Below are 22,128 nucleotides of genomic sequence, written 5' to 3' on the forward strand. Positions count from 1 at the left end.
TCGAGGACTGACCGTGGAAGTCGCCGAGATAGTTGCTCGTTCTCACCACAGCGCGCGATCTGCCAGGTAGTCTTCGCGACAGCGGGTTCAGCGTCCCGAAGGCAGGGGTCTACACTTCTCTGTAGGCCCGGCGATCGCTGACGTCCGGCTGTGCCTGCACGGGAATGGTTGCGCCTCTTCGGTCGTTACCTCCACGTGCAAGGAAGTAGACGACCCACCCGCACCGACCATCGGATCTGCCACTGATGACGCTGCCTGCCCTGGAACTAGCCGAGCGCACCGACGAGTCACGCCCGCGTCCGCGGCGCCCCCGTCGCTCCGCTTCTCCTGTCCGTAACGCTCCAAGCCGCACCCTCGCCGCGGTCCCCGATGAGCTCGATGAGCTCGACGTCTCCGCTGTCGCCGAGCTCATCGCCCGTGGTCGCGAGACCGGGGAGCTCAGCCGTGCCGAGCTTCGCGAGGCCCTTGAGGCCGCTGACATCGGCGTCGAGCTGCTGCCCGCGCTGATCGCACGTCTCGGCGCCGCTGGAATCGACCTCGTCGAAGAGGAAGAGGAAAGCGAGCGCGCCCCGGCCGGCGCCACCACGCCTGGCCGGACCGTCGCCGACCACGCCGGCACGGCGGACCTCGTCCGCATGTACCTGCGCGAGATCGGCAAGGTTCCGCTGCTCAACGCCGCTCAGGAGGTCGAGCTCTCCAAGCGCGTCGAGGCGGGGCTGTTCGCCGAGCACAAGCTGGAGACCGACGAGGGCCTCGCTGAGGACCTCCGCCGTGACCTGGGCCTGCTCGTCACCGACGGCCAGGCCGCCAAGCAGCAGCTGGTCTCCGCCAACCTGCGCCTCGTGGTGTCGGTGGCGAAGAAGTACAGCGGCCGCGGCATGACCCTGCTGGACCTCGTCCAGGAGGGCAACCTGGGCCTCATCCGCGCGGTCGAGAAGTTCGACTACGCGAAGGGCTACAAGTTCTCGACCTACGCGACCTGGTGGATCCGCCAGGCCATCGGCCGCGCGCTGGCCGACCAGGCCCGGACGATCCGTATCCCGGTTCACGTGGTCGAGCAGATCAACAAGATCACCCGGCTGCAGCGCCAGCTCGTCTCGACCCTCGGCCGTGAGCCGACGGACGAGGAGCTCGCGTTCGAGCTGGACATGCCGATCGAGCAGGTCGTCGAGCTGCGCCGTTACGCGCAGGACACGGTGAGCCTGGAGACGTCCGTCGGTGACGACGGCGACTCCGTGCTCGGCGACTTCATCGAGGACTCGGATGCGACGTCGCCGGCCGACGCGGCGTCCTACGGCGCGATGCAGGACGAGATCGACAACGTCCTCGGCGCGCTGAACCCGCGTGAGCGCGAGGTCATGCGGCTGCGTTTCGGTCTCGCTGACGGAAAGCAGCACACGCTCGCCGAGGTCGGCAACCGGCTCGGGCTCACTCGTGAGCGCATTCGCCAGATCGAGCGGGACACGCTGCGCGAGCTGCGTAAGCCCGCCGTGGCCGGGAGGCTGCGCGAGTTCCTCGACTGACGAGCGGGCGGCTGGGCCGAGGTCGTCTGATGGGCGCCGGCAACGCGGGCCGGCGCCCATAGCACAGCCCGGAGCAGGGGCAGCCGTCCTCGCTCCGGTACGGGTGGTCGGAAGCCGGATCCTCGCCATGAGGATCCGGCTTTTCCTATTGGAAGCCGGCCTGTCGAAACCGGCCCGGCGAGACGCCTGCCCGTCAGAGGCCAACGCGTCAGTAGCCTGCGCGGACGCCGGATGGCAGGAGCGTCGGGTACAGGACATCGCCCACGGCGAAGGCCCCCGACGGCGTCGGGCGCGCGTATTCGTTCTGCGACCACCAGCCGGGGAAACGTGCCAGCCGGGTCTGGAAGAGCCACGATCCAGCTGGATCGCCCCAGACGAACAGTGGCATCGCCGGCATCGGCATGGTCACGACCAGCTCACCGTAGACGTCCGCCGGGCCCCTGGCCGGGTAGCCGGCCGGGTCGACCACGGCGACGGCGCAGCCCAGCGCCGCGCCGGCCTCACCGGCCCGCACCGGCGCGGTGGGCAGTGCCGCGATCGTGGGCGCGCCGAGGTCGCCACCGCCACTCATGGCGCTGAAGGCGACCGACGGGCTCACCGTCTCGTAGACCCACGCGGCCGCGTCCGGCGTGAACGGCGATCCGAAAGCCGCCACGGTGCGCAGCAGCGAGAGATCGGCGACGCTCGCCGGCACCAGCCCCGAGCCGTGGCACGTCTCCACGAACGAGGCGGGCAGGCCCAGGCAGGTCACCTCGACCGCCTCCGCGAGCCGCCACAGGATCGACAGGTCCGGCCGGGCCGGGCTGCCGTCGTACAGGACGATCGCCGACCCGGTGAGCAGGCCGGAGACCAGGAGGTTCCACATCGCCTCGCCGGTGGTGGCCAGCCAGCAGAAGCGGTCGTCCGGCCCGAGATCCAGGTGCAGCACCAGCGATTTCAGGTGCTCGAGCAGGATGCCGCCGTGCCCGTGGACGACGGGCTTCGCCACGCCGGTGTCCGGGGAGCTGAACTGGATCCACAGCGGCGCGTCGAACGGGAGCCGGGCCCAGACCAGGTCCTCCGCCACGGCGAGCAGATCATCCCAGGATGTCAGGGCCGGGGTCCGCGCCTGGGCCGCCCGGGTCAGGGCGTCGGCCGCGAGGTAGGGAACCACCACCGTCGCGGCCAGATTGGGCAGGCGGCGGGCCAGGTCGGCCAGCGACTGCGCCGAGTCGAACACCTCGCCTTCGCGGGTGTACCCGTCGACGCCGATCAGCACCTTCGGCGTGATGGGGGCGAAACGGTCGGCGATGTCCGCCAGGCCGAGCTCGGGCGGGCAGCAGGCCCACACCGCGCCGAGGCTCGCCGACGCCAGCATCGCGACCACGGCCTGCGCTCCGCTGGGCAGCACCGCGGCAACCCTGTCCCCGGGGCCGACGCCGAGCCGGCGCAGGCCGGTGGCGGCCCGTGCCACCTGCCGCCGAAGCTCGTCCCAGCTGACGATGGTGGTCACGCCGTCCTCGCGGACGGCGATGATCGCGGGTGCGGGGCCGCGGCGGCTGAGCGCGTTCTCGGCGTAGTTGACGCGTGCGGAGGCGAACCAGCGGGCGTCGGCCAGCCCGGTGCCGGTCAGTGCCGGGCCGTCGCCGCGGTCGCCCTCGACGGCGCAGAACTCCCAGACCGCGTCCCAGAAAAGGCCCGGTTGGGTGACCGACCAGCGGGCGAGCCCGGTCCGCTCGGCGAAGGACACGCCGTGGTCCTGCGCGAGCCACTCCTGGAAGCGGGTGACGGATGCCTCTGCGACGCGCTGGGCCGACGGCTCCCACAGCACGGTTCCCACCGGCGTGCGTGATGGTGCGGCGCGTGACGACGCCACGCGTGACGTTCCGGAGCCGGTGGCCGCGAAGTGGCCCGTGCCCGCGGGCGACTGATCGTGTGATTCGTCGTTTACTGGACTTTCATCTCCCGCCACGTGATCTGACCCTAACGTGTCCTCGCCGGTCAATCGCCCGCGAGTCGCCGAGCGGTCGTGCCGGAGAGCCACGGGAGTTACCGTCTTGTCGTGTGAGCGGGTCCGTGAACGTCCAGCCAGTGCAGTCGCGGTCGGTCGGGTCCCCGGAGGCTGATCGGGCCGCCGGGGACGGCGGCGCGGGCGACGGCACCCTCGTGGTCTGGGACCCGGGGATGCTCGACTACAACTTCGGTCCGGCCCATCCGCTGCATCCGGTCCGGCTGGCGCTGACCATGGAGCTCGCCACCGCGGCCGGCCTGCTGGAGGCGCCCGGGCTCACCGTCGCCGCCGCGGGCATGGCCGCCGACGAGCTGATCGAGCTGGTCCACGATCCCGACTACGTGGGTGCGGTCCGCGCGGCCTCGCCGGGCTCGGCGACGGGCAGCCTGCTGGCGGCGAGGTACGGGCTCGGCACCGCGGACAATCCTGTCTTCGACCGGATGCACGCCGCCTCCGCCCTCATCACCGGCGGCACGCTGGCCGCGGCACGGGCGGTGTGGGAGGGCACCCACCGCCATGCGGTGTCCCTCGCGGGCGGCCTGCACCACGCGATGCGCGGTGCGGCGAGCGGGTTCTGCGTCTACAACGATCCGGCGGTCGCGATCGCCTGGCTGCTGTCGGCCGGCGCCACCCGGGTCGCCTACGTCGACGTCGACGTCCACCACGGTGACGGGGTGCAGGCCGCGTTCTACGACGATCCGCGGGTGCTGACCATCTCGCTGCACCAGAGCGGAATGTCGCTGTTCCCCGGCACCGGCTTCCCCCGGGAGATCGGGGAGGGCAGCGCCGAGGGCACCGCGGTCAACGTCGCGCTGCCGCCGGCGACGGGTGACTCCGGCTGGCTGCGGGCGTTCTCCGGGGTGGTGCCGGTCCTGCTGCGCGCGTTCCGGCCGCAGGTTCTGGTCACCCAGCACGGGTGCGACACGCACCTGCTCGACCCGCTCGCTGACCTGCGGCTGTCGCTGGACGGGCAGCGTGCCTCCTACGAGGCGCTGCACGCCCTGGCCCACGAGGTCTGCGAGGGGCGCTGGGTGGCCTGCGGCGGTGGCGGCTACGCCCTGGACGCAGTGGTGCCCCGGGCCTGGACCCAGCTGCTCGCGATCGCCTCGCACGCCACCCTGGACGGGGCCCGGCCGCTGCCCGAGGAATGGGCGGCCGCGGCGCCGGCCAGGGTGCGGGCGGCGACCGGCCACACCTCGGTCGGCGCCGCCGGGATGCCGTCCACGTTCGGCGACGGCGCGTCGACGCGCTTCCACCCCTGGGACGCGGGCGTCGGCGACCAGGACGATCCGCTCGACCGGGCGGTGGCCGCGACCCGCAACATGGTGCTGCCCCTGCACGGCCTCGACCCGCTCCGGGACCGTTGAGCGCCGCGCCGCCCGCCGCGGGGCCGCCATCACCGCCGCAGCCACCGCCATCACCGCCGCAGCCGCAGCCGCAGCCGCAGCCGCACGACTATCCGGCCCACTGGGAGGCCGATGTCATCCTCTCGGACGGCGGCACGGCACACATCCGTCCGATCCGGCCGGCGGACGGGGAGCTGCTGCGGCCGTTCTGGTCCCGGCTGTCGACCCGGACGATCTACTTCCGGTACTTCAACGTCCGCCGCGGCCTCAGCGACGCCGACATCGCCCGGACGACCAACGTCGACCAGCGGGTCCGCGGCGCGCTGGTGGCACTGATCGGTGGTGAGCTCGTCGGGCTCGCCCACTGGGAGCGCGGGCAGTCACCGGACGCCGGGCCCACCCCCGAGGCGGAGGTCGCGTTCCTGGTCGAGGACGCCCAGCAGGGCCGCGGGATCGGCTCCGTGCTGCTCGAACACCTGGCCGCCGCCGCGGCCGAGCGGGGGGTGCGGCGCTTCGACGCCGACGTGCTCAGCGAGAACCAGCAGATGATCAGGGTTTTCCTGGACGCCGGCTACACGGTCTCGCGCGCCTGGGAGTCCGGGGCCGCCCACCTGTCGTTCGACATCGCGCCCACCACCCGCTCCGTCGACGTGATGCGAGCCAGGGAGCACCGGGCCGAGGCCGCGTCCGTGCACCGGCTGCTGCACCCACGGGCGGTGGCGGTGATCGGAGCCGGCCGCGACCGGGAATCGCTCGGCAACATCGTCCTGCGCAACCTGCTGGCGGGCGGGTTCGACGGCCCGGTCTACCCGGTGAACCCCGCGGCAGCGGCCACCGACGGCGCCGTCGCCTCGGTGCGGGCGTACGCGTCGGTCGAGGACACGCCGCCACCGGTCGATCTGGCGGTGCTGTGCGTGCCGCCGGGCGAGATTCCCGGCGTGGTCGCCTCCTGCGGCCGCCACGGTGTGCGCGGTCTGGTGGTCATGACCGACCAGCGCGATGACGAGGCGGACGCCCGGCTCGCCTCCGACGCCCGCGCCCGCGGCATGCGGGTGGTCGGCCCGGCGAGCCTGGGCCTGCAGAACGTCGCCGCCGGCCTGAACGCCTCGCTGGTGAACCAGCTGCCCGCCCCCGGACGCATCGGCTGCTACTCCCAGTCCGGCCCGCTCGGCGGCGCGCTGCTGGAGGCGGCGGCCGCGCGCGGGCTGGGCTTCTCGGTCTTCGTCTCGGCAGGTGACCGCGCCGACGTCAGCGGTAACGACCTGCTCCAGTTCTGGAAGGCGGACACGTCGACCGGTGTCGCCCTCATGCACCTGGAGACCTTCGGCAACCCGCGCAAGTTCGCCCGGCTGGCCCGCTGGCTGGGCCGCGACACCCCGGTGGTCGTCGTCCTCTCCGAACGGACGCCACTGGACGAGGCGCTGCTGCGCCAGGCCGGGGTGATCGGCGTCGACCGGGTCTCCCAGGGGCTGGACGTCGCGCTGCTGCTCGCCACCTGCCCGCTGCCGGCGGGCAACCGGGTGGCGGTCGTCGGTGACTCACGGGCTCTGGTCCGGTTCACCGCCCGGGCGGCGGACGCGGCGGGGCTCGCGGTCGAGGAGGTGCTGCTGCCGGCCGGCAGCAGCACCGAGGCCTTCCGGGCCGCGCTGGTCTCCGCCGCCTTGCGGGCGGATGCGCTGATCACCGTCGCGGTCCGGCTGCCCACGTCGCTGCCGGGCCCGAACTCGGATCTGAACCCTGACCCGGACCCGGCGCCGGCGGCTCTCGGTGCCGCCGCCGCGGCGAGGGCCGTCAGCGTGCCCGTCCTCGCCACCGTCCGGGGCTCGCGGGTGCCACCGGAGGCGTCCGGGCTCCCGGTCTACTTCTCGCCCGAGGCCGCGGTCGGAGCGTTGCGCGGAGCGGTCGCCTACGCCGACTGGCGTGCCCTGCCCGCGGGGACCATCCCCACCACACCGGTTCGGCGCGACGAGGCCCGGCGGCTGACCGACGGCGTGACCGGCCGGCTCACCGCCGGCGCCGCGAGTGAGCTCCTCGACTGCTACGGCATCGACGTCGTCCCCAGCCAGGTCGTCCGGGATGCGGACGAGGCGGTGGAGGCGGCCGAGCTGTTCGGCTGGCCGGTGGCGCTCAAGGCACGCGCGAGCCGGTATCGGCACCGGCCGGAGCTGGGCGGGCAACGCCTCGACCTGGCGGACCCGGCGGTGCTGCGGGAGGCCTGGCGGTCCCTGGTGGAGCGCGTCGGGCCGGACGGGCCGATCGTCGTGCAGCGGATGGTGCCGACCGGGGTGGCGGTGGTCCTCGGCGCCGAGGAGCACCCCCGCTTCGGGCCCTTGGTGTCCTTCGGGCTGGCGGGCGCGGCGACGGAGCTGCTCGGCGACCGTGCGCACCACATCCTCCCGCTGGCCGACGCCGACGCCGCGCGGCTGGTCCGGTCCGTGAAGGCGGCACCGTTGCTCTTCGGCTACCGCGGCGCCGCTCCCGTCGACGTCGCCGCGCTGGAGGACCTGCTGCTGCGGCTGGCGCGCCTGGTGGACGAGACCGGCGCGGTGCGGCGCCTGGCCCTGGAGCCCGTGATCGTCTCGGCGGACGGGGTCAGCGTGCTCTCCGCGGAGATCGTTCTCGCCCCGCCGATCCCGCGCGCCGACGCGGGCCCGCGTCGCTTCTGGCGGGCGGGTGCCCAGGGCGCGTTGGCGGGTGCCACGGTGCGTGTCGCGGAGGCCGACACACAGCCCGGTTCGGCACAACGTGTCCCCACCGTCCACAATCGTCTGCCATGACCACGCCGTACCCTGCCCAGCCAACAGGCCGGCCGTCCGACGGCCCCGAGACGGGCGGCCGTGACGCCGTCGGTGACGAACCCGCTGGATCGGCTGGCCCGGCTCCGGTTCCAGGCCAGCCGGGCGGGGAGCGGGTGGGATCGCCCGTCGTCGGCTGGGACGACTTCGGCCGGGCTCTGGACGGCTGGAACGACCAGAGCAGCGAGAACGGCTGGTCGTCCTACCCGGACGTCACCGGTGCGCGGGCCGCCGTCGGCCAGCAGCGGATCCCGTCCGGCTGGGAGCCCCTCGTGGGGGATGACGACAGCGAGACCCATGGGCCGCTGTCATCGGCGGGCTTCCCGCTGCCGGTGCCCGCACGGCCGTCGGTACCGCCGCCTACAGCGCCGCCGCCCACGATCCCGCCGCCGCCGCCGGTGCCGCCGCCGACCACCGCGCCACCGGCCGCGCCGCTGTCAGGACCGCCGCTGTCCGGCCTGCCGCAGTCGGTTCCTCCTCTGTCAGGTCCGCAGCCGCCCGTCCCGCAGCCGGCAGCGTCGTCGTCGATGCCACCGCCGACCGCCACGCCGCCACCGACCGCCACGCCGGGGCCGGGGCCGGGGCCGGGGACGACTGGGCCGGGAGCGTTCGGGGCATCGGCCGCCGGCCCTGGCACGGACGGAGGCCTTCTCGCGGGGGAGCCCGGGTCGGGCTTCGCCGGCATCCCCGGCTTCCCGTTGACGCCTCCACCCGGCGCGAGTGTGGCGCCACCGTCTGATTTCGGTACGTCCTGGCGCGGGCCGGCCCTCGAAAACAGCTCGGCGGCGGGTGGCGCGGGCGGCGGTCCCGGCGGTTTCGGTGGTTCCGGCGGTCCCGTGGGTCCGGGCAGCGCGGTCCCGGCCCTGTCCGCGACCGGTGCCGGCGCCGGCACCGAGCCGGGCTCGTCACCGCCGCTGCCCACCGATCTCGTCGGCCAGGCCCTGCGCGAGGCGCTGTTCGACCGGGCGCCCGTCGGGCTCGCCCTCTACGACACCTCCGGCCGGTATGTCCGGGTCAACGAGGTGCTGGCCGGCCTCAACGGCCGTTCGGCCGCCGAGCACCTCGGCCGCACGATGCCGGAGCTGCTCGGCGACATCGGCCAGGAGATGGACGTCCTGCTGGGGCGGGTCCTGCGGACCGGCGAACCGGTCACCGATCTTGAGATCGGGGTCGCCACGGGCGGCTCGGGGCCGAACCAGACCTGGCTGGCCAGCTGGTACCCGGCCACGGACCGGCTCGGCGCACCCGCGGGAGCGGTCCTGGTCGCGATCGACGCGACCCGCGCGAAGACCGCCCAGGCCGACCTCGGCCGGTCCGTGGCCCGTGAGCGCGCGCTGGCGGAGGCCACCGCCGCCGATGTCTTCCACGGTGGCCCGGACGGCGCGCTGGACACGGATCTGCCCCGCTGGCGTGCCATGACCGGCCAGTCTGGCGCCCAGACCGCCGGCTTCGGCTGGCTCGACGCGCTGTACCCGGACGACCGGGATCGGGTCCGCCGGGCCTGGCGCGGCGCGGTGGAGCGCCGGGAGCCCTTCGACGGCGAGTTCACCGTTCAGGACGTCCTCGGCGCCCCCCGGAAGATCACCGCGCGGCTGCTGCCGACGGAGGTGGACGGCCAGCAGGGCCAGCACGTCGAGTGGGTCGGCGTGTTCACGGACGTCACCGAGGCCCGGTCCGCCGCGGCGACGCGGGCGTCGGTCGCCGCGGCCGCTGACGAGGCGGCGTGGCGCCGGGAACAGTCCCGCCGCCTCACCACGGCGCTCGGCCGGGCGGTGACGGTCGACGACGTGGTCGCCGCCGTGGTCGAACACGGCGGTCGCGCCGCGCGCGCCGTCAGCCGAGGGGTCGCCCTGATCGACTCCGCCGACGACCGGCTCCGGTTCGACGCCCTGGTCGGCGCCTCGGCGGAGTACACCGCGCACTGGTCGGAGGTCTCGCTCGGCGCGATCCATCCGCTGGCCGAGGTGGTCCGCGGCCGGCGGCCGATCTTCCTGGGCAGCCGGGACGAGCTGAGCGCGCGCTGGCCCGTCGCCGAGCTGCTGGGTGCCGTCGAGTCCGGTCCGGAGCACAGCTGGGCCCTGCTGCCGCTGGTGACGACGGACGCGCCGTTCGGCGTGCTGCATCTGGGGTTTCCCGATGTACGCGAGTTCGGCGGCGACGACCAGGACTTTCTCCTGACGCTGGCTGAACAGACCGCGCAGGCGCTGGAGCGCGCGACCTTGTTCGAGCGGCTCGCGGCCGAGGCGGCCGGGCGGCGGGTCGCCCGTGAGGAGGCCGAGGCGGAGCTCGCCGCAGCGCGGCTGGCCGCCGAGGCCCACCAGGCGGTCGCCGACGGGGCGCTGCGGCGGCTCGAGGTGCTCTCGCAGGCCAGCGTCGCGGTGGCCGCGGCCGCGGACGCCGACCGGGCGCTGGCCGCGCTGGCCTCGGTCGTGGTCGGTGAGATCGCCGACGTCTGCCTGATCTACCTGAACCCCGCGGTGGACGACGTGGAAGCGGCGGACGGCGCCGCGGGTGTGCGCCCGGTGGCCGTCGCGGTCAGGAACGGCCTGACCGCCGCGCCGCTGCCCGGTGGACCCGCGCTCGTGCTGCCCACGACCGGCCCCCTGGCCGCTGCCGCCTACGCCTACGGCGACGGCGACGGTTCGCCGGGCCGGACCGTGCCCGTCCTGCTGTCCCTGGGGGAGGGCACGGCGCTGCCCGGTGAGCCGACGTCCACGGGCCTGGCGCCCTTCCTGGACGGAGCTCTGGCCCCGGACCTGGCCCGCTGGGTACGCGACGCCGAGGGCCACAGCGCCGCCGCGATCCCGATCATGCGGCGTGGACGTCCCGCCGGGGTCATGGTGATCATCGCGGCCGGTGGGCGGGCCGCGTTCACCAAGGACGACCTGACGTTCCTCACCGAGATCGCGGCCCACACCGCGCCGGCGCTGGAGCGCGCCCAGGCCGGTGGCCGGGCCGGTGGCGAGGCCCGCGCGCTCCAGACCGCCCTGCTGCCCCGGATGCCCGTCGTGGCCGGCCTGGAGCTGGCGGCCCGGTATGTCCCCGCCGGGGATGCGGACGAGGTCGGCGGTGACTGGTTCGACGCCATCGACCTGGGCGCCGGCCGGGTGGCGCTGGTCATCGGGGACGTCATGGGCCGCGGCCTGCGCGCCGCGGCGCTGATGGGGCAGCTTCGCAGCGCGGTGCGCACCTGCGCCCGGCTGGACCTGCCGCCCGTGGAGGTCCTCACCCAGCTCGACCGGCTCGTCGCCGACCTCGGCGAGGACCTGATCGCCACCTGCATCTACGCCGTGATCGAGATCGAGACCGGCCAGCTCACCCTGGCCAGCGCGGGACATCCGCCGCCGCTGGTGGTCGCTCCGAACGGGCTGGTGTCGCGCCTGTACATGGCGGTCGCGACGCCACTCGGGCTGGCCCGCGACGCGATGACCGAATACACCGTGCAGCTGGGTCCCGGGGCGCTGCTCGCCCTGTTCACCGACGGGCTGGTCCGGGGGCGGTCCACAGACATCGACGCGGGCGTGTCGAACCTGGCCGCCGTGCTCGCCCGCCCGGTCGAGGACTGGGACGGCCGGCTCGACCTGCTCGCCCGGGCCGCCTGCGCGGCCGGGTCGCGGGCGAGCGGTGCTGGTTCGGACGGTTCGGGCCCGGGTTCGGGCCCGGCGCCCACACCGGCGTCAGCGTCGGGGCCGGATGACGATGTGGCCCTGCTGTTGGCCAGGCTGCCCGAGCCGGGCCCGGCGGTGGATCAACTGGACGTCACCGTCGATCCGGCCGGGGGTCTCAGCCAGGTTCGGGCACACGTCCGGGTCGCCATGGAGAACGCCCTGATCGCGCCCGCGGTGATCGACACCGTGGTGCTCGTGCTGTCCGAGCTCGTCGGCAACGCGCTGGTGCACGGCCGGTCGCCGCTTTCGGCGCGGGTCCGACGGATGGGGATCGCGGGCGAGGCCGCGGGCGCTGGTGGCGGGAGCTCTCGGCGGTTGCTGATCGAGGTCACCGACGCCGGCGGACGTATGCCGCGCCGGCGACACGCCAGCCCGGATGACGAGGCGGGCCGCGGGCTCGACCTGGTCGGGCGGCTCGCCGTGCGCTGGGGTACGCGCCCGTTGCCCGAAGGCAAGCTGGTGTGGGCGGAGATCGATCCGGACGGCCTCTGATCGTCCGGGCCTTCGGCGGCCGGCCATCGAGAGGGTGCAGGCGGGCTTTCTCACGGCCGGGCCGTCGGATCCCACACCGCCTCGCGTAACGTGAGCGTCATGCCGGAAGCGGTGCTGCGCCTAGAGAACGTCACGGTCAGGCGCGATGGGGTAGACCTGTTGCGAAACGTGAACTGGGTTGTGAACCAGGGCGAGCGCTGGGTGCTGCTCGGCCCGAACGGCGCGGGTAAGACGACGCTTCTTCAGATCGCCTCGTCACGGCTGTTCCCGACCTCGGGCGTGGTTGATCTTCTCGGCGAGCGGATGGGCCGGGTCAATCTGCAGGACATTCGCTACCGGGTCGGGGTGGTCGGCCCGGTTCTCAGCGACAAGCCGCCGAACTACGAGCGGGTGCTGGACGCGGTGGTCACCGCGGGCTGGTCGGTGCTCGGGCGCGGCCGCGAGGAGTACGACGAGGTCGACCTCAAGCGGGCGGCGGATCTGCTGAGCCAGTTCGGTTGCCGGAGCCTGTCCGAGCGGAGCTTCGGCACCCTCTCCGAGGGAGAGCGTAAGCGCGTCCAGATCGCCCGCGCGCTGATGACCGACCCCGAGCTTCTGCTGCTGGACGAGCCGGCCAGCGGCCTCGATCTCGGCGCCCGGGAGGCGCTGCTGCGGCGGCTCACCCGCTTCGCGGCCGATCCCGGTGCTCCGGTCACGGTCCTTGTCAGCCACCACGTGGAGGAGATCCCCGTCGGGGTCACCCACGCGCTGCTGTTGCGCCGGGGCGAGGTTCTCGCGGCCGGCCCGGCGGCCGAGGTTCTGGTCTCCGAGCATCTGTCGGCCTGTTTCGGGCTTCCCCTGGAGGTGACGGCCTCGGCGGGCCGGTACTCGGCTCGACTGGCCGCCCCGGGGCCACGGCGACCGTCTGCTCCGGTCTCGGTCTGATCTCCGGCCTCGGCTCGGCCGGCGGTTTCGGTCTGGCCGGTCCGGCGCGGGCCTGACCCGCATCGGATGCCTGCCGCGGCACTGGCAGCACCTGGCCTGATGGGGCGGCCGGGCGGGGATTCCCGTACCGGGCGCACCACCGCGGGTGGCTTCGTGGCGGTGGCTTCGTGGTGAGTGGCTTCGGGCACGGGGAACGCAACCGGTGGGTGCCCGCGCAGGCGCGGTGGCGGTGGCCGGCCGTCGGTCCCATGCCGGTGTTCGGGCCGGCTGGGGCCGCGGGATCCCGTACCGGATGTGGCCCGGCCCGGTGGCGAGGGGCCGGGCGTCTGGGCGAGCGGCTCAGAGCGTCTGTGCGCCGCGACGCGGCGAATCCGGGGTTTCATTTACCCTCTCGCCCTTCGAAGGCTTGTCTGACCCGCTGAGGCGGCCCGCTGGCTCTCGTGTGGGCAGGCGTGCCGGTCGGCCACGGAGCGCGGTCCCGCCGGCGGTGTCGGAACGCCCGACGGGCCGTCACCTGGCGGGCCGAATGCCTGACGGGCGAGAGCCTGACGAGCGGGCGGCGGAGGGCCGAGCGCCTGACAGCGATGTGCCTGACAGCCGGGCGCCTGACAGCGATGTGCCTGACAGCCGAGCGGAGCAGGGCTGAACCGCAGATGGCGCGAGGGCTATTGGTTCGGTGGCCGGAACTTGTCGGCTCCCGGGGCCGTGCCGGGTGGGTGTGATTCCCCGCATAGTGATTTCCGGCATATAGGTGTACTGACCCCGTCAAGGACATCCCGGAGCCAGCCAGAGCCCACCACCCGTGCGCCCAGCGCGCGAACGCGATCTCGCAGTGCCTGATCCGATGTCACGACCAGAGTCGGTGGTGGCGTGGTGCGTACCGCTTCCACGATCGCGTCGTCCCCACTGGCCGGTGCATGGATCACCAGGAGCCGTGGGGGTTCCACGCTCATTCTCAGTAACGGTGACTTCAGTTCCGGTGCTGCTGCCGGTGTCCGGTCTTCCTGGTCGTCGCTGGAGATTTCGCTCGTACCGGCCGCGGTTGGTGCGAACCTATGCATGGTCGGCCCGGCCGGTACACCGGCCCGGGCGGCTCCCTCGAGAACAAGAAGCACCTGTGACGGTCGATCCGCCGGAGAGCGGAGTCCATCCGGCCGGCTGAGCAGGGTGAGAATGTCCCTGTGTAGTCGCCCGGCGGCGGCGGCGCGATCCCGCCACCAGCCGTCTGGTCGTGTGCCAATCACGTTCGCCGCGTCGACGACCCAGGTGAGCCGGTAGTCCATGCCAGTCGGGCGCATAGCGTCAGGAGCGGAATCCGGCGTACTCATCCGGCGCCGCGGGTCGGCTTTGGCAAACACGACGGTGGGTTCACGGGCCCGGGCTTGACCAAAGACGCCGCTGTGCGGGTGGCCTCGTTTGCCGGGCAATCGAACGGTCCGGAGGCGTGCGAAGCCTGCTGCCCGTCCGCGTACCGGTGTCTCGGTGCCGAGGCGGGTCGCTGGTGGGTTGCCGCGTGCCGTCGTCGGGACGTTCGTGGGTCGACGTTTCGAACCGGAAGGTGTGATTCGAAGAACATGATCATCTCTCTATCATGTCGATGTCGATCCACTCCTTTGGGCTGCGTCGAGCACCCACCTCGAGCCAGCGACTTGCGCCATCGTCGTGGTTGCCTCGCGAGTCTGACGAACCAGGCGTGACAGTTCACGGTGTTCTCGTGGTAATACTAGACCCGTAAGTTCTGCGGTCCGCTGACCTGAAGGAGAGTGGCATGGCCCAGAAGACCATCGTCTCGTTGATTGACGATCTCAGCGGAGAAGAGGCCGACGAGACAGTCCGGTTCGGACTGGACGGCGCACAGTATGAGATCGACCTGTCGGAGAAGAACGCCACGAAGTTGCGGGAGTCGCTGGCGCCGTTCGTCACCGCCGCTCGTCGTTCCGGCGGGCGTGCTGCCAGTGGCCGGCGTGGCGCCCGGGCTGCTTCGCGGCGTACCGGTGGAACCGACCGCACCGCCGACATTCGTGAGTGGGCGCGCAGCAACGGCTACACGGTGAGTGACCGTGGGCGTATCGCGTCGAACATCGTTGAGGCGTACGACAAGGCTCACTGAGCCAGGTCCCACTGCTTTCCGGGTCGACGTGTCGAGTCATCGACCCAGGTACTACCCGAGCACAACCCTGATAGTTGGTGTGGGTCTCCTCGGGCCGGCGGCCGAAGAAGACGTGATCATGTTTCGCGTCCTGGTTCCTGCCCATCGAGTGGTCGATGGGCAGGAACCAGACCACGTTGTGCCGATTGCCGGCCGATGGCCGTACTGCGGCCGGGGGCGACCAAATGGGCGGCCGGCCGGCTGGATCCCCGTGGTTTCAGTGCCTGACGGCTTCGCCGGCCATCCACTTTTCGACATCGTCGGCCGAACGCGGGAGCGCGGTCGACATGTTCCGACTTCCCTGTGACGTCACCAGGATGTCGTCCTCTATCCGGACGCCGATCCCACGAAGCTCCGGTGGGACGGTGAGGTCATCGGGCTGGAAGTAGAGGCCCGGCTCGACGGTCAGCACCATCCCGGCCTCCAGCGCCGCATCCCGGTATGTCTCGTCGCGTGCGTGCGCGCAGTCATGCACATCCAGTCCGAGCATGTGTGACGTGGAGTGCAGCGTGTAGCGCCGATGCAGGCCGGCACCCGGGGCCTTCGGATCCTCGCTGAGTGACTCGTCGGGCGTGACCGGAAGCAGCCCCCAGTCGTGCAGGGCCTGTGCGATCACCCGCATCGCCGCGCGGTGTGGATCGAGGAAGGCCGCACCCGGCCGGACCGCCGCTATTCCAGCCTGTTGTGCCTGGTACACGATCTCATGGACCTGGCGCTGCAACGGGCTGAAGCGTCCGTTCACCGGCAGCGTCCGCGTCACGTCGGCGGTATACAGCGAGCGGCTCTCGACGCCCATGTCGAGAAGCGCCAGGTCACCGGGCCGCACGGGGCCGTCATCCCGCACCCAGTGCAGGGTTGTCGCGTGTGGTCCGCAGGCCACGATGGATCCGTAACCGACGTCGTTGCCGTCGACCCGGGCCCGCCGCCAGAAGGTTCCCTCCAGCCAACGCTCACCGTTGGGCAGTGTCGCGGCATAACCGAACTCGGTCACACACTCGGTGAAGCCGACAATGGTCGCGGCGACCGCCTCGTCCAGCCGCGCGATCTCGAAATCATCCTTGACCAGTCGAAGTTCGGACAGCGTCTGGGCGAACACGGCATCCCGGTCGACGGGCGCGCCGGACGGCGCCCAGCGGCTCACCGCCCGATCAACTCGGCTGTCCAGCCCGCGCAGAACTCTCGTCCTTGCCGGGGAGAGCTGGGCGAGTGCTTCGGGTAGTTCCGGCAGCGGCCTGCATTCGATGTCGAGCGCGGCTGTGGTCTCCCGCACACCGGGGCGAGGGCCGACCCATAGTTCGCCGTATCGGCGATCGGTGTAGAACGCGGAGCTGGACCGGTCAGAACGGTCGGCGAGATAGAGCACGGCGTCATGGTCACCGGCCGCGTTGGGATGCAGGATCAGGACGGCGTCCGGTTCGTGACATCCGGTGAGCCAGAAGAAGTCACTGCCCGGGCGAAACGGGTAATCGGTGTCGTTCGCCCGCACATGGAGCCCGCCGCTCGGTACGACGAGTGTGTCGGAGGGGAATCTTGTGGTGAGAAGCCCACGCCGCTTGGTGGTGTAGGGAGCGCAGTCGTCACGCGGTGCGACGATCGTGTCCACCGGTGCCCACCCGCTCGCCATGAAACGCCTGAAGGCTGCGTGGGGCGTCTCATCGTGTTTGGCCTGTCCGCTCCTGTCCGGTTCGTCCGCGGCTTGTTCATCCGTCGTCACACCGCCCGCGGCGGGCAGCGGTGCCCGTGGATCCGTGGCAATCTTCGCCGACTCCTGTGGCCGAGTTGTCCCGATGGTCGGCCGGGACGATTCCTGATCCTCCTCGCCCGGGTTTTCCGCGGACCCCGTTGCGGATGCGGCCGGTGCGGAGACACCCGTCGAAGACCGGACGGACGCCACTTCCGAGCCGCCCGAAGTGAGAGAGCTCCGTTGTGCGCTGTCCGCGGTCGGGCTGTCCTGCGACGGCGCCGCGGCGGGGTGTGAAGCTGGTGTTTGGTGGGACTGGGCGCTCATACCGTTAACGGTAGGCCGATCGAGCCATGGTCGGGTAGCGGCGCTCGCTGTGGCGGACGCGGCCGGTTCGCTCCGCAGCTCATCTCGCACCGGATCTCGCCCAGATTTTGTCTGGATCCGTTAGCGATGATGATGCGTACTCATCGTGACACCTGGAGCGTCCGGTGCGACGCTCGAGAGGCGGCACCGATCCGCGATCCCACGGCCCGGCCACCGGCAAATGATCGCCGCAGTTCACGGGGAGTGGCGGCGGTTGCCAATCAGCCGTCACGCACCCTGGCGCGGTGCAACGGACCGTAACTTCATGTCGCGGATCGTTGCCGACTTCGGTGTTCGGTCGGAGATGTTCGGTGGAAGAACTACCGGCGTGGTTGTGATATGGGCCCAACCTGGTGGGGGAGGGGTACGTCGCCTTCGGTTCGTGCCACGTCTCGGCACCGAATTCGGGCGCGGGCGCTCCGGCGCCGGGTAAACCGGTGCACCCGCGGGCGGAACGGGCGCCGCGGGCCTTGGCCGCAGGGGGCGGAGTATGGCGTTCATCACTTACCGCCTGTCGCGGTGAGGGCGCAAACCCGGCAGGTCGATCGTGGAAGTCCGGGAGTTCCGTGTTATTGGCGCCACCGGTGCCCACCCGCGACGCGCGGTGTCCGGCGGCCGGATGGTAGCGACGATTGCGCCGGGTGGAAGGCACTGGTCGTGGCCCTCTAATTCCTAATCCTTTCAAGTCTGGTGGTATTCAGACCGTGTGATCGCCGCGACGGGCCGGTCCCAGGTGGTCCGTCCATCGACCGCGGCCACCACCAGGCGACCGGGGTCCGCGACCGGCGTCCGCCGACGTGGCTCCGCGAACGGGGTCCCCGGCCCGGCCGGTGGGTTCGGCGGGACGGCGTCGTCTGCCGGCCGAGCCCGCGCCTGTCGGTGTCGGCTGTCGGACGTCGGGCGGTATGGGCCGGATGCCGGCGGTTTGATGATGTCGACTGTCGAGTCGGGCAAGCAGATGCCGGACAGAGATATCGGTAGAACCCTGCGGGTCGCCAGAACACAGGTAGAAAAGTGGTGGGCCGTTGTGGTGGTCCGCGTAGCCGTGCCGACCGAGGTTCGCGGCTGCCGCGGCGGCCGTGGGGATGTCGAGCGGCGTCGGCAGCGGCCAGCCTGGTGCGGCGTCGGATGAGATTCCGGCGGCCTTCGGCGGTCGATCCAGCCGTTGGTTCGACGGGCAGGCGCTCGGCGGCAGGAGTCCGCCGGCTCCGTGGGGGCGACGTGGCTCGTCCCGGCGGGTGAGCGAGGGGACGTGGCCGTGACCTGGCCTCCGAACAATGACGATCCGGGCCGCTGGGATCCGCGTGACCGTCGTCGCACGCCACCGGGCCGAGGGTCTGGCCGGCCCCTGCCTCCGGAGTCCGGAGCACCTCGGCAGCCCGGAGCACCTCGGCGCCCCCCGGCGCGCCAGCCCCGGCCCCCGGAGCGCCCGGCGGCCCCGGAGCGCGGTGGTCCGCCCCGTCCGGGCCAGGCGCGTCCCACTCCGCCGCCCGCGGGGGGTCCCGCTCGGCGTGCGCCCGGAGCGGAGAACTGGCCTGCCGGTAGCTGGCCGCAGCGTGAGCCGAGGCCGGCTCCGTACGGGCCTGCCCACCACGGCCCACCGGGTGGACCGAACAGGCCGGGTGGACCGAACAGGCCGGGTGGGCCGGGTGGACCGGGTGGACCTGGTGGGCCCCGCGACCCCTATGACTCCTACGAGCCCTATGGGCCTGCACCCGCCGAGGAGGATCAGCGGCGGCCGGTCAGTGGGCTGCGCCGCACCGTGACGGCGTGCGCGGCGCTCGTCTCGATCGTCCTCCTTCTGGGGGCGACCACCGGTTGGGCCGTGCTGCGTCACTACGACGGCAAGGTCGGGCATGTGGAGCTGAAGTTCTCCGACGCCTCCGCGCGCCCGGCCGCGGCCGGGTCGGGCACCCAGAACATCCTTCTGGTCGGCTCGGACACCCGGGCCGGTACCGGGGGCGAGTTCGGGCAGACCGAAGGGCAACGGTCGGACACCACCATCCTGGCCCATCTCGATGCCGACGGCTCGACGACCCTGCTGTCCTTTCCCCGGGACCTCTGGGTCCAGATTCCCGCCTACACCGACTCGGCCGGTGTCGCGCACGAGGCGCAGAAGTCCAAGCTCAACGCGGCCTTCGCCTACGGTGGGCCGTCGCTGCTCATCCGCACGATCGAGACGCTCACCAACATCCGCGTCGATCATTACCTGCAGATCGACTTCGTGGGCTTCCAGGCGATGACGGACGCGCTCGGCGGCGTGACGGTCTGCGTGAAGGAGCTTTCGGCCGATCTGAAGGCGCGCGGCTTCAACAACCTCAGCGACCGGTACTCCGGCTGGCAGGGCCAGGTCGGCAACAACACTCTCAACGGTGAGCAGGCCCTGGCGTTCGTCCGGCAGCGCTACGGCCTGCCGGAGGGCGACATCGACCGCATCCGTCGCCAGCAACAGTTCCTCGGTGTGGTCTTCAGAGAGGTCGCCTCGACCAGCACGCTGCTGAACCCGAAGAAGCTCCTGGACGTCGTCGACGCGGCCACCTCCGCCCTCACCCTGGATCAGAACACCTCGCTGGCCGACCTGCGCCCACTGGCCATCCGGATGCAGGGCATCAGCACCGGCGCGGTGACCTTCGCGACGGTGCCGGCCACGCCGTCGAAGGTGGGCGAGCAGTCGGTACTCCTGGCGAAGCCCGAGGAGCTGGCGGAGCTGCTCAACCGGCTTGGCGGCTCCCCGCAGCGCAGCGCCGCGGCACCCCGCACCGGCGACTCGACGACCACGTCCGCGCGCACGGTGAACTGGTCACCCGCCACGGCTGCCCACACCGCCACGACGGCCGGCCTTGTGACGCAGCTCGACGAGGGGGCGCCGGGCACCGTCACGTTGGCCCAGGCCGCGCCCGCGCCGGTGGAAGGAGCAGGCTGCACCTACTGAAGCCCGTACGCACCTGCGCCAGCCCGCGCGCACCTGTTGAAACCCGCACCCGTGCTGACATCCGCCCTGGCGAGGGCCGAGGCAGACACCAGCACGCTAGCGTGGACGGGCCCGATGCTCACCGCCTCGGCGTGGGCGGGGCGGTCGTTCGTCCAGCGCGGCGTTCAGCTCCGCGCCGAGCAGTACCGCGAGCGCGGTGATGTAGAAGAACAGCAGCGCCGCGACCGGCGCCGCGAGCGAGCCGTAGACAAGCTCGTTGCTGAAGACCAGCTCCAGGTACATCCGAAGCAGATAGCTGCCCACCAGCCAGAGGAACAGCGCGAGGGCGGCGCCTGGCAGCGCCCGTCGCCAGGGGCGTCGCTGGGGTAGTGCGAGGTGGTAGAGCGTCGTCAGCATGGCCAGCGCCACCACGCCGACCACAGGCCAGAAGACGTCCCGCAGCAGCTCGTCCACAGCCGGGTGCCGGCCGGCGTCGAGCAGGTCGGAGAGCAGGCTGGGCCCGAGCACCAGCGCGGGCAGCAGGATTACACCGGTGGCGACCTGGGCCATGAAGAGCCACAGCGCGAGCAGTCGGCTGCGGACCGCGGAACGGAGGTCCCGCTGGCCGTAGGCGATCGTGATCGTGTTGACGAAGGTCGCCATGGCGGTGGACCCGGTCCACAGGGACAACAGGAAACCGATGGAGATGACGTCCGGGCGGCCGCGGGAGAGGATCTGGTCGATCGTCGGCCGGACCGTTCCGTCGACCACCGACGCTGTCAGCAGGTTGTCGGCACCGCCGAGGATGCTCTGCCGGACGTTGTCGACGGCGTCACCGCCGAGGGTGTCGCCGAGGTAGCCGATCGCACCGAGCAGCGCGAGCAGCAGCGGTGGCATGGACAGAAGCTGCCAGAAGCCCGCCTCGGCGGCGAGCCCGAGGACGCGGTGCCGCCACGCGTTGGCGACCGTCGCCCGGGCCAGTCGCAGCGCACCCCAGGGAACCCAGGACCTCGGCTGCAGCAGCCGCCGGGCCAGATCTCGCACCGCCTCGCCCCGATCCGGGCCATCCGACCGCGCGAACGCCCGGAACCAGGTGAGGGCGCGCAACGCCCGCCTGGCGGCGACCCGCGCGCTGTTCGACAGCGCACGGCTCGGCAGAGCACGCAGCCCACCTTCCGGGGCAGCCAGGGTGCGGCCCGGCTCGTTCCCGGTGGTGGACACACACTTACCGTATGACTGCCCGCCTATGGTGCGGGTGAGGGCACCTGCGGGGCTCGGCAGCCGTCAGCGGCGGCTCGTACGCCCGGCCTGGCGGCCACGACACCAGGCCGGACGTGAGTCGGGGGCATACCGTGCGATCACGGCATGCCCCCGGTTGCGTGATGTGTCAGGAGACACTCAGCTTTTCGGTCTCGTCGTGGTACTCGACCGCGACCGAGCGGAGCTTGGAGTCGTGCGACTTCGCGTGGTGGCGGCAGAACAGCAGGTCCCCGCCCCCAGGCAGAACGACCCGGACGTAGGCCTGGGCGCCGCACCTGTCGCAACGGTCGAGGTTGGTCAGCGTCGGCTTCGTGGTAGTCCCTGTCACACCTTCTCCAACTGTGTTGAGCGGCCAGACGTTCCGCCTGACCATGTGACGGTTTACTCACAGCCGGCTCTCTCGGCGTCGTTGCACCCAGAGCGGCCTCCGCCGCCGGTGCCCCATGGTGGCGGACCGGTGGCGGACCTCGCCTTTGGTGCCCCCCGCCGGTCAGGGCCGGCGAGCACCAAACACGATGTCGTCCCATGCTGGCACCGACTTGCGTCCGCGTCGACCGCCTGCGGGACGTTCGCTGCCACGACCTGTCCCGTTCTGGCGCCCACGATTACCCGCAGCAGTGGTCTGATTGCCCTTGGACGTCTTCGAGGCGCCATCCGTGGTGTCCTCCGCACTGTCGGCATCCGCCGAGGTCGGCGCGGCTTCGGCCGCCGTCGCCGGTGCGGTGGCGGCAGCCTCGTCGAAGGCGGCGTCAGCGGTGATGGCGGCGTCAGCGGTGATGGCGGCGTCGGTGGTGATGGCGGCGTCGGTGGCCGAGATGGCTGCGGTGGCGTCTGTAGTGGCGCCGGAGCCTTGGGTCGTGCTGGCGTCAGCGGGCACCCGCTCGTCCGGCACGATGTCACCGGCTGACGCGGTGCCTGCTGACGCGGTGCCTGCGGCGCGTGCGGCCGCCGCGGGCGTGCCGGTGGCCGAGGCCTGCGGCCGTCCGGTCGTGGCCCGGGCTGCCGGCGCCCGGCGGGCCCCTC

12 protein-coding genes and 1 pseudogene are annotated in these 22,128 nt (G+C 72.3%); 7 read left to right on the forward strand and 6 right to left on the reverse strand.

The annotated features are described in order from the left end of the window. Positions 1 to 245 precede the first annotated feature (245 nt). Positions 246 to 1,523: a sigma-70 family RNA polymerase sigma factor gene (locus tag FREUN1FDRAFT_RS23040; protein ID WP_006542624.1), complete on the forward strand. Its 1,278-nt coding sequence runs from the start codon at positions 246 to 248 to the stop codon at positions 1,521 to 1,523. A 208-nt stretch (positions 1,524 to 1,731) separates the two neighbouring features. On the opposite strand, the gene FREUN1FDRAFT_RS23045 is transcribed toward FREUN1FDRAFT_RS23040, so the two are convergent. Beyond that, positions 1,732 to 3,378 carry an AMP-binding protein gene (locus tag FREUN1FDRAFT_RS23045; protein ID WP_232295359.1) on the reverse strand — a complete coding sequence of 549 codons (1,647 nt, stop codon included), beginning with the start codon at positions 3,376 to 3,378 and terminating at the stop codon, positions 1,732 to 1,734. Between the two features lie 200 nt (positions 3,379 to 3,578). On the opposite strand from FREUN1FDRAFT_RS23045, the gene FREUN1FDRAFT_RS23050 reads away from it, so the two are divergent. The 4 genes from FREUN1FDRAFT_RS23050 to FREUN1FDRAFT_RS23065 all read left to right on the forward strand — a co-directional run bounded on the left by FREUN1FDRAFT_RS23050 (position 3,579) and on the right by FREUN1FDRAFT_RS23065 (position 12,738). After that, positions 3,579 to 4,880 carry an acetoin utilization protein AcuC gene (locus tag FREUN1FDRAFT_RS23050; protein WP_006542626.1) on the forward strand — a complete coding sequence of 434 codons (1,302 nt, stop codon included), beginning with the start codon at positions 3,579 to 3,581 and terminating at the stop codon, positions 4,878 to 4,880. After that, positions 4,877 to 7,636 (forward strand): GNAT family N-acetyltransferase, encoded by a 2,760-nt coding sequence (locus FREUN1FDRAFT_RS23055; RefSeq protein ID WP_006542627.1) that lies wholly within the window; start codon positions 4,877 to 4,879, stop codon positions 7,634 to 7,636. Before FREUN1FDRAFT_RS23050 ends, FREUN1FDRAFT_RS23055 begins: the two co-directional genes overlap by 4 nt. 134 nt (positions 7,637 to 7,770) lie before the next feature. Next, positions 7,771 to 11,814: a SpoIIE family protein phosphatase gene (locus FREUN1FDRAFT_RS23060; RefSeq protein WP_304412155.1), complete on the forward strand. Its 4,044-nt coding sequence runs from the start codon at positions 7,771 to 7,773 to the stop codon at positions 11,812 to 11,814. Positions 11,815 to 11,913: 99 nt separating this feature from the next. Next, positions 11,914 to 12,738: an ABC transporter ATP-binding protein gene (locus FREUN1FDRAFT_RS23065; RefSeq protein ID WP_006542629.1), complete on the forward strand. Its 825-nt coding sequence runs from the start codon at positions 11,914 to 11,916 to the stop codon at positions 12,736 to 12,738. A gap of 510 nt (positions 12,739 to 13,248) precedes the next feature. On the opposite strand, the gene FREUN1FDRAFT_RS48155 is transcribed toward FREUN1FDRAFT_RS23065, so the two are convergent. Then, entirely contained in the window at positions 13,249 to 13,485 is a 237-nt protein-coding gene (locus FREUN1FDRAFT_RS48155; RefSeq protein WP_369809813.1) for a pentapeptide repeat-containing protein, read from the reverse strand. A gap of 1,021 nt (positions 13,486 to 14,506) precedes the next feature. Here FREUN1FDRAFT_RS48155 and FREUN1FDRAFT_RS23070 point away from each other — a divergent pair. Next, positions 14,507 to 14,848 (forward strand): Lsr2 family protein, encoded by a 342-nt coding sequence (locus FREUN1FDRAFT_RS23070; protein ID WP_006542630.1) that lies wholly within the window; start codon positions 14,507 to 14,509, stop codon positions 14,846 to 14,848. Positions 14,849 to 15,104: 256 nt separating this feature from the next. Here the strand turns inward: FREUN1FDRAFT_RS23070 and FREUN1FDRAFT_RS23075 are convergent, their stop codons facing one another. Further along, positions 15,105 to 16,511: an aminopeptidase P family protein gene (locus FREUN1FDRAFT_RS23075; RefSeq protein ID WP_006542631.1), complete on the reverse strand. Its 1,407-nt coding sequence runs from the start codon at positions 16,509 to 16,511 to the stop codon at positions 15,105 to 15,107. 2,185 nt (positions 16,512 to 18,696) lie between these two features. Between FREUN1FDRAFT_RS23075 and FREUN1FDRAFT_RS23080 the strand changes: the two genes are divergently transcribed. Beyond that, complete coding sequence (locus tag FREUN1FDRAFT_RS23080) at positions 18,697 to 19,866, forward strand: LCP family protein (RefSeq protein WP_006542633.1); 1,170 nt, start codon at positions 18,697 to 18,699, stop codon at positions 19,864 to 19,866. A 96-nt stretch (positions 19,867 to 19,962) separates the two neighbouring features. Here FREUN1FDRAFT_RS23080 and FREUN1FDRAFT_RS23085 read toward each other — a convergent pair whose 3' ends face one another. The 3 genes and pseudogenes from FREUN1FDRAFT_RS23085 to FREUN1FDRAFT_RS44145 all read right to left on the reverse strand — a co-directional run. Continuing rightward, entirely contained in the window at positions 19,963 to 21,066 is a 1,104-nt protein-coding gene (locus FREUN1FDRAFT_RS23085) for a YihY/virulence factor BrkB family protein (protein WP_006542634.1), read from the reverse strand. A gap of 166 nt (positions 21,067 to 21,232) precedes the next feature. Then, positions 21,233 to 21,433, reverse strand: a complete 201-nt coding sequence (locus FREUN1FDRAFT_RS23090; RefSeq protein ID WP_006542635.1) for a hypothetical protein — start codon at positions 21,431 to 21,433, stop codon at positions 21,233 to 21,235. Between the two features lie 162 nt (positions 21,434 to 21,595). Beyond that, positions 21,596 to 22,128 (reverse strand): annotated as a pseudogene (locus FREUN1FDRAFT_RS44145) (DUF3071 domain-containing protein); the annotation flags it as partial.

The sequence above is a fragment of the Parafrankia sp. EUN1f genome, from assembly GCF_000177675.1.
Classification (GTDB): Bacteria; Actinomycetota; Actinomycetes; order Frankiales; family Frankiaceae; genus Parafrankia.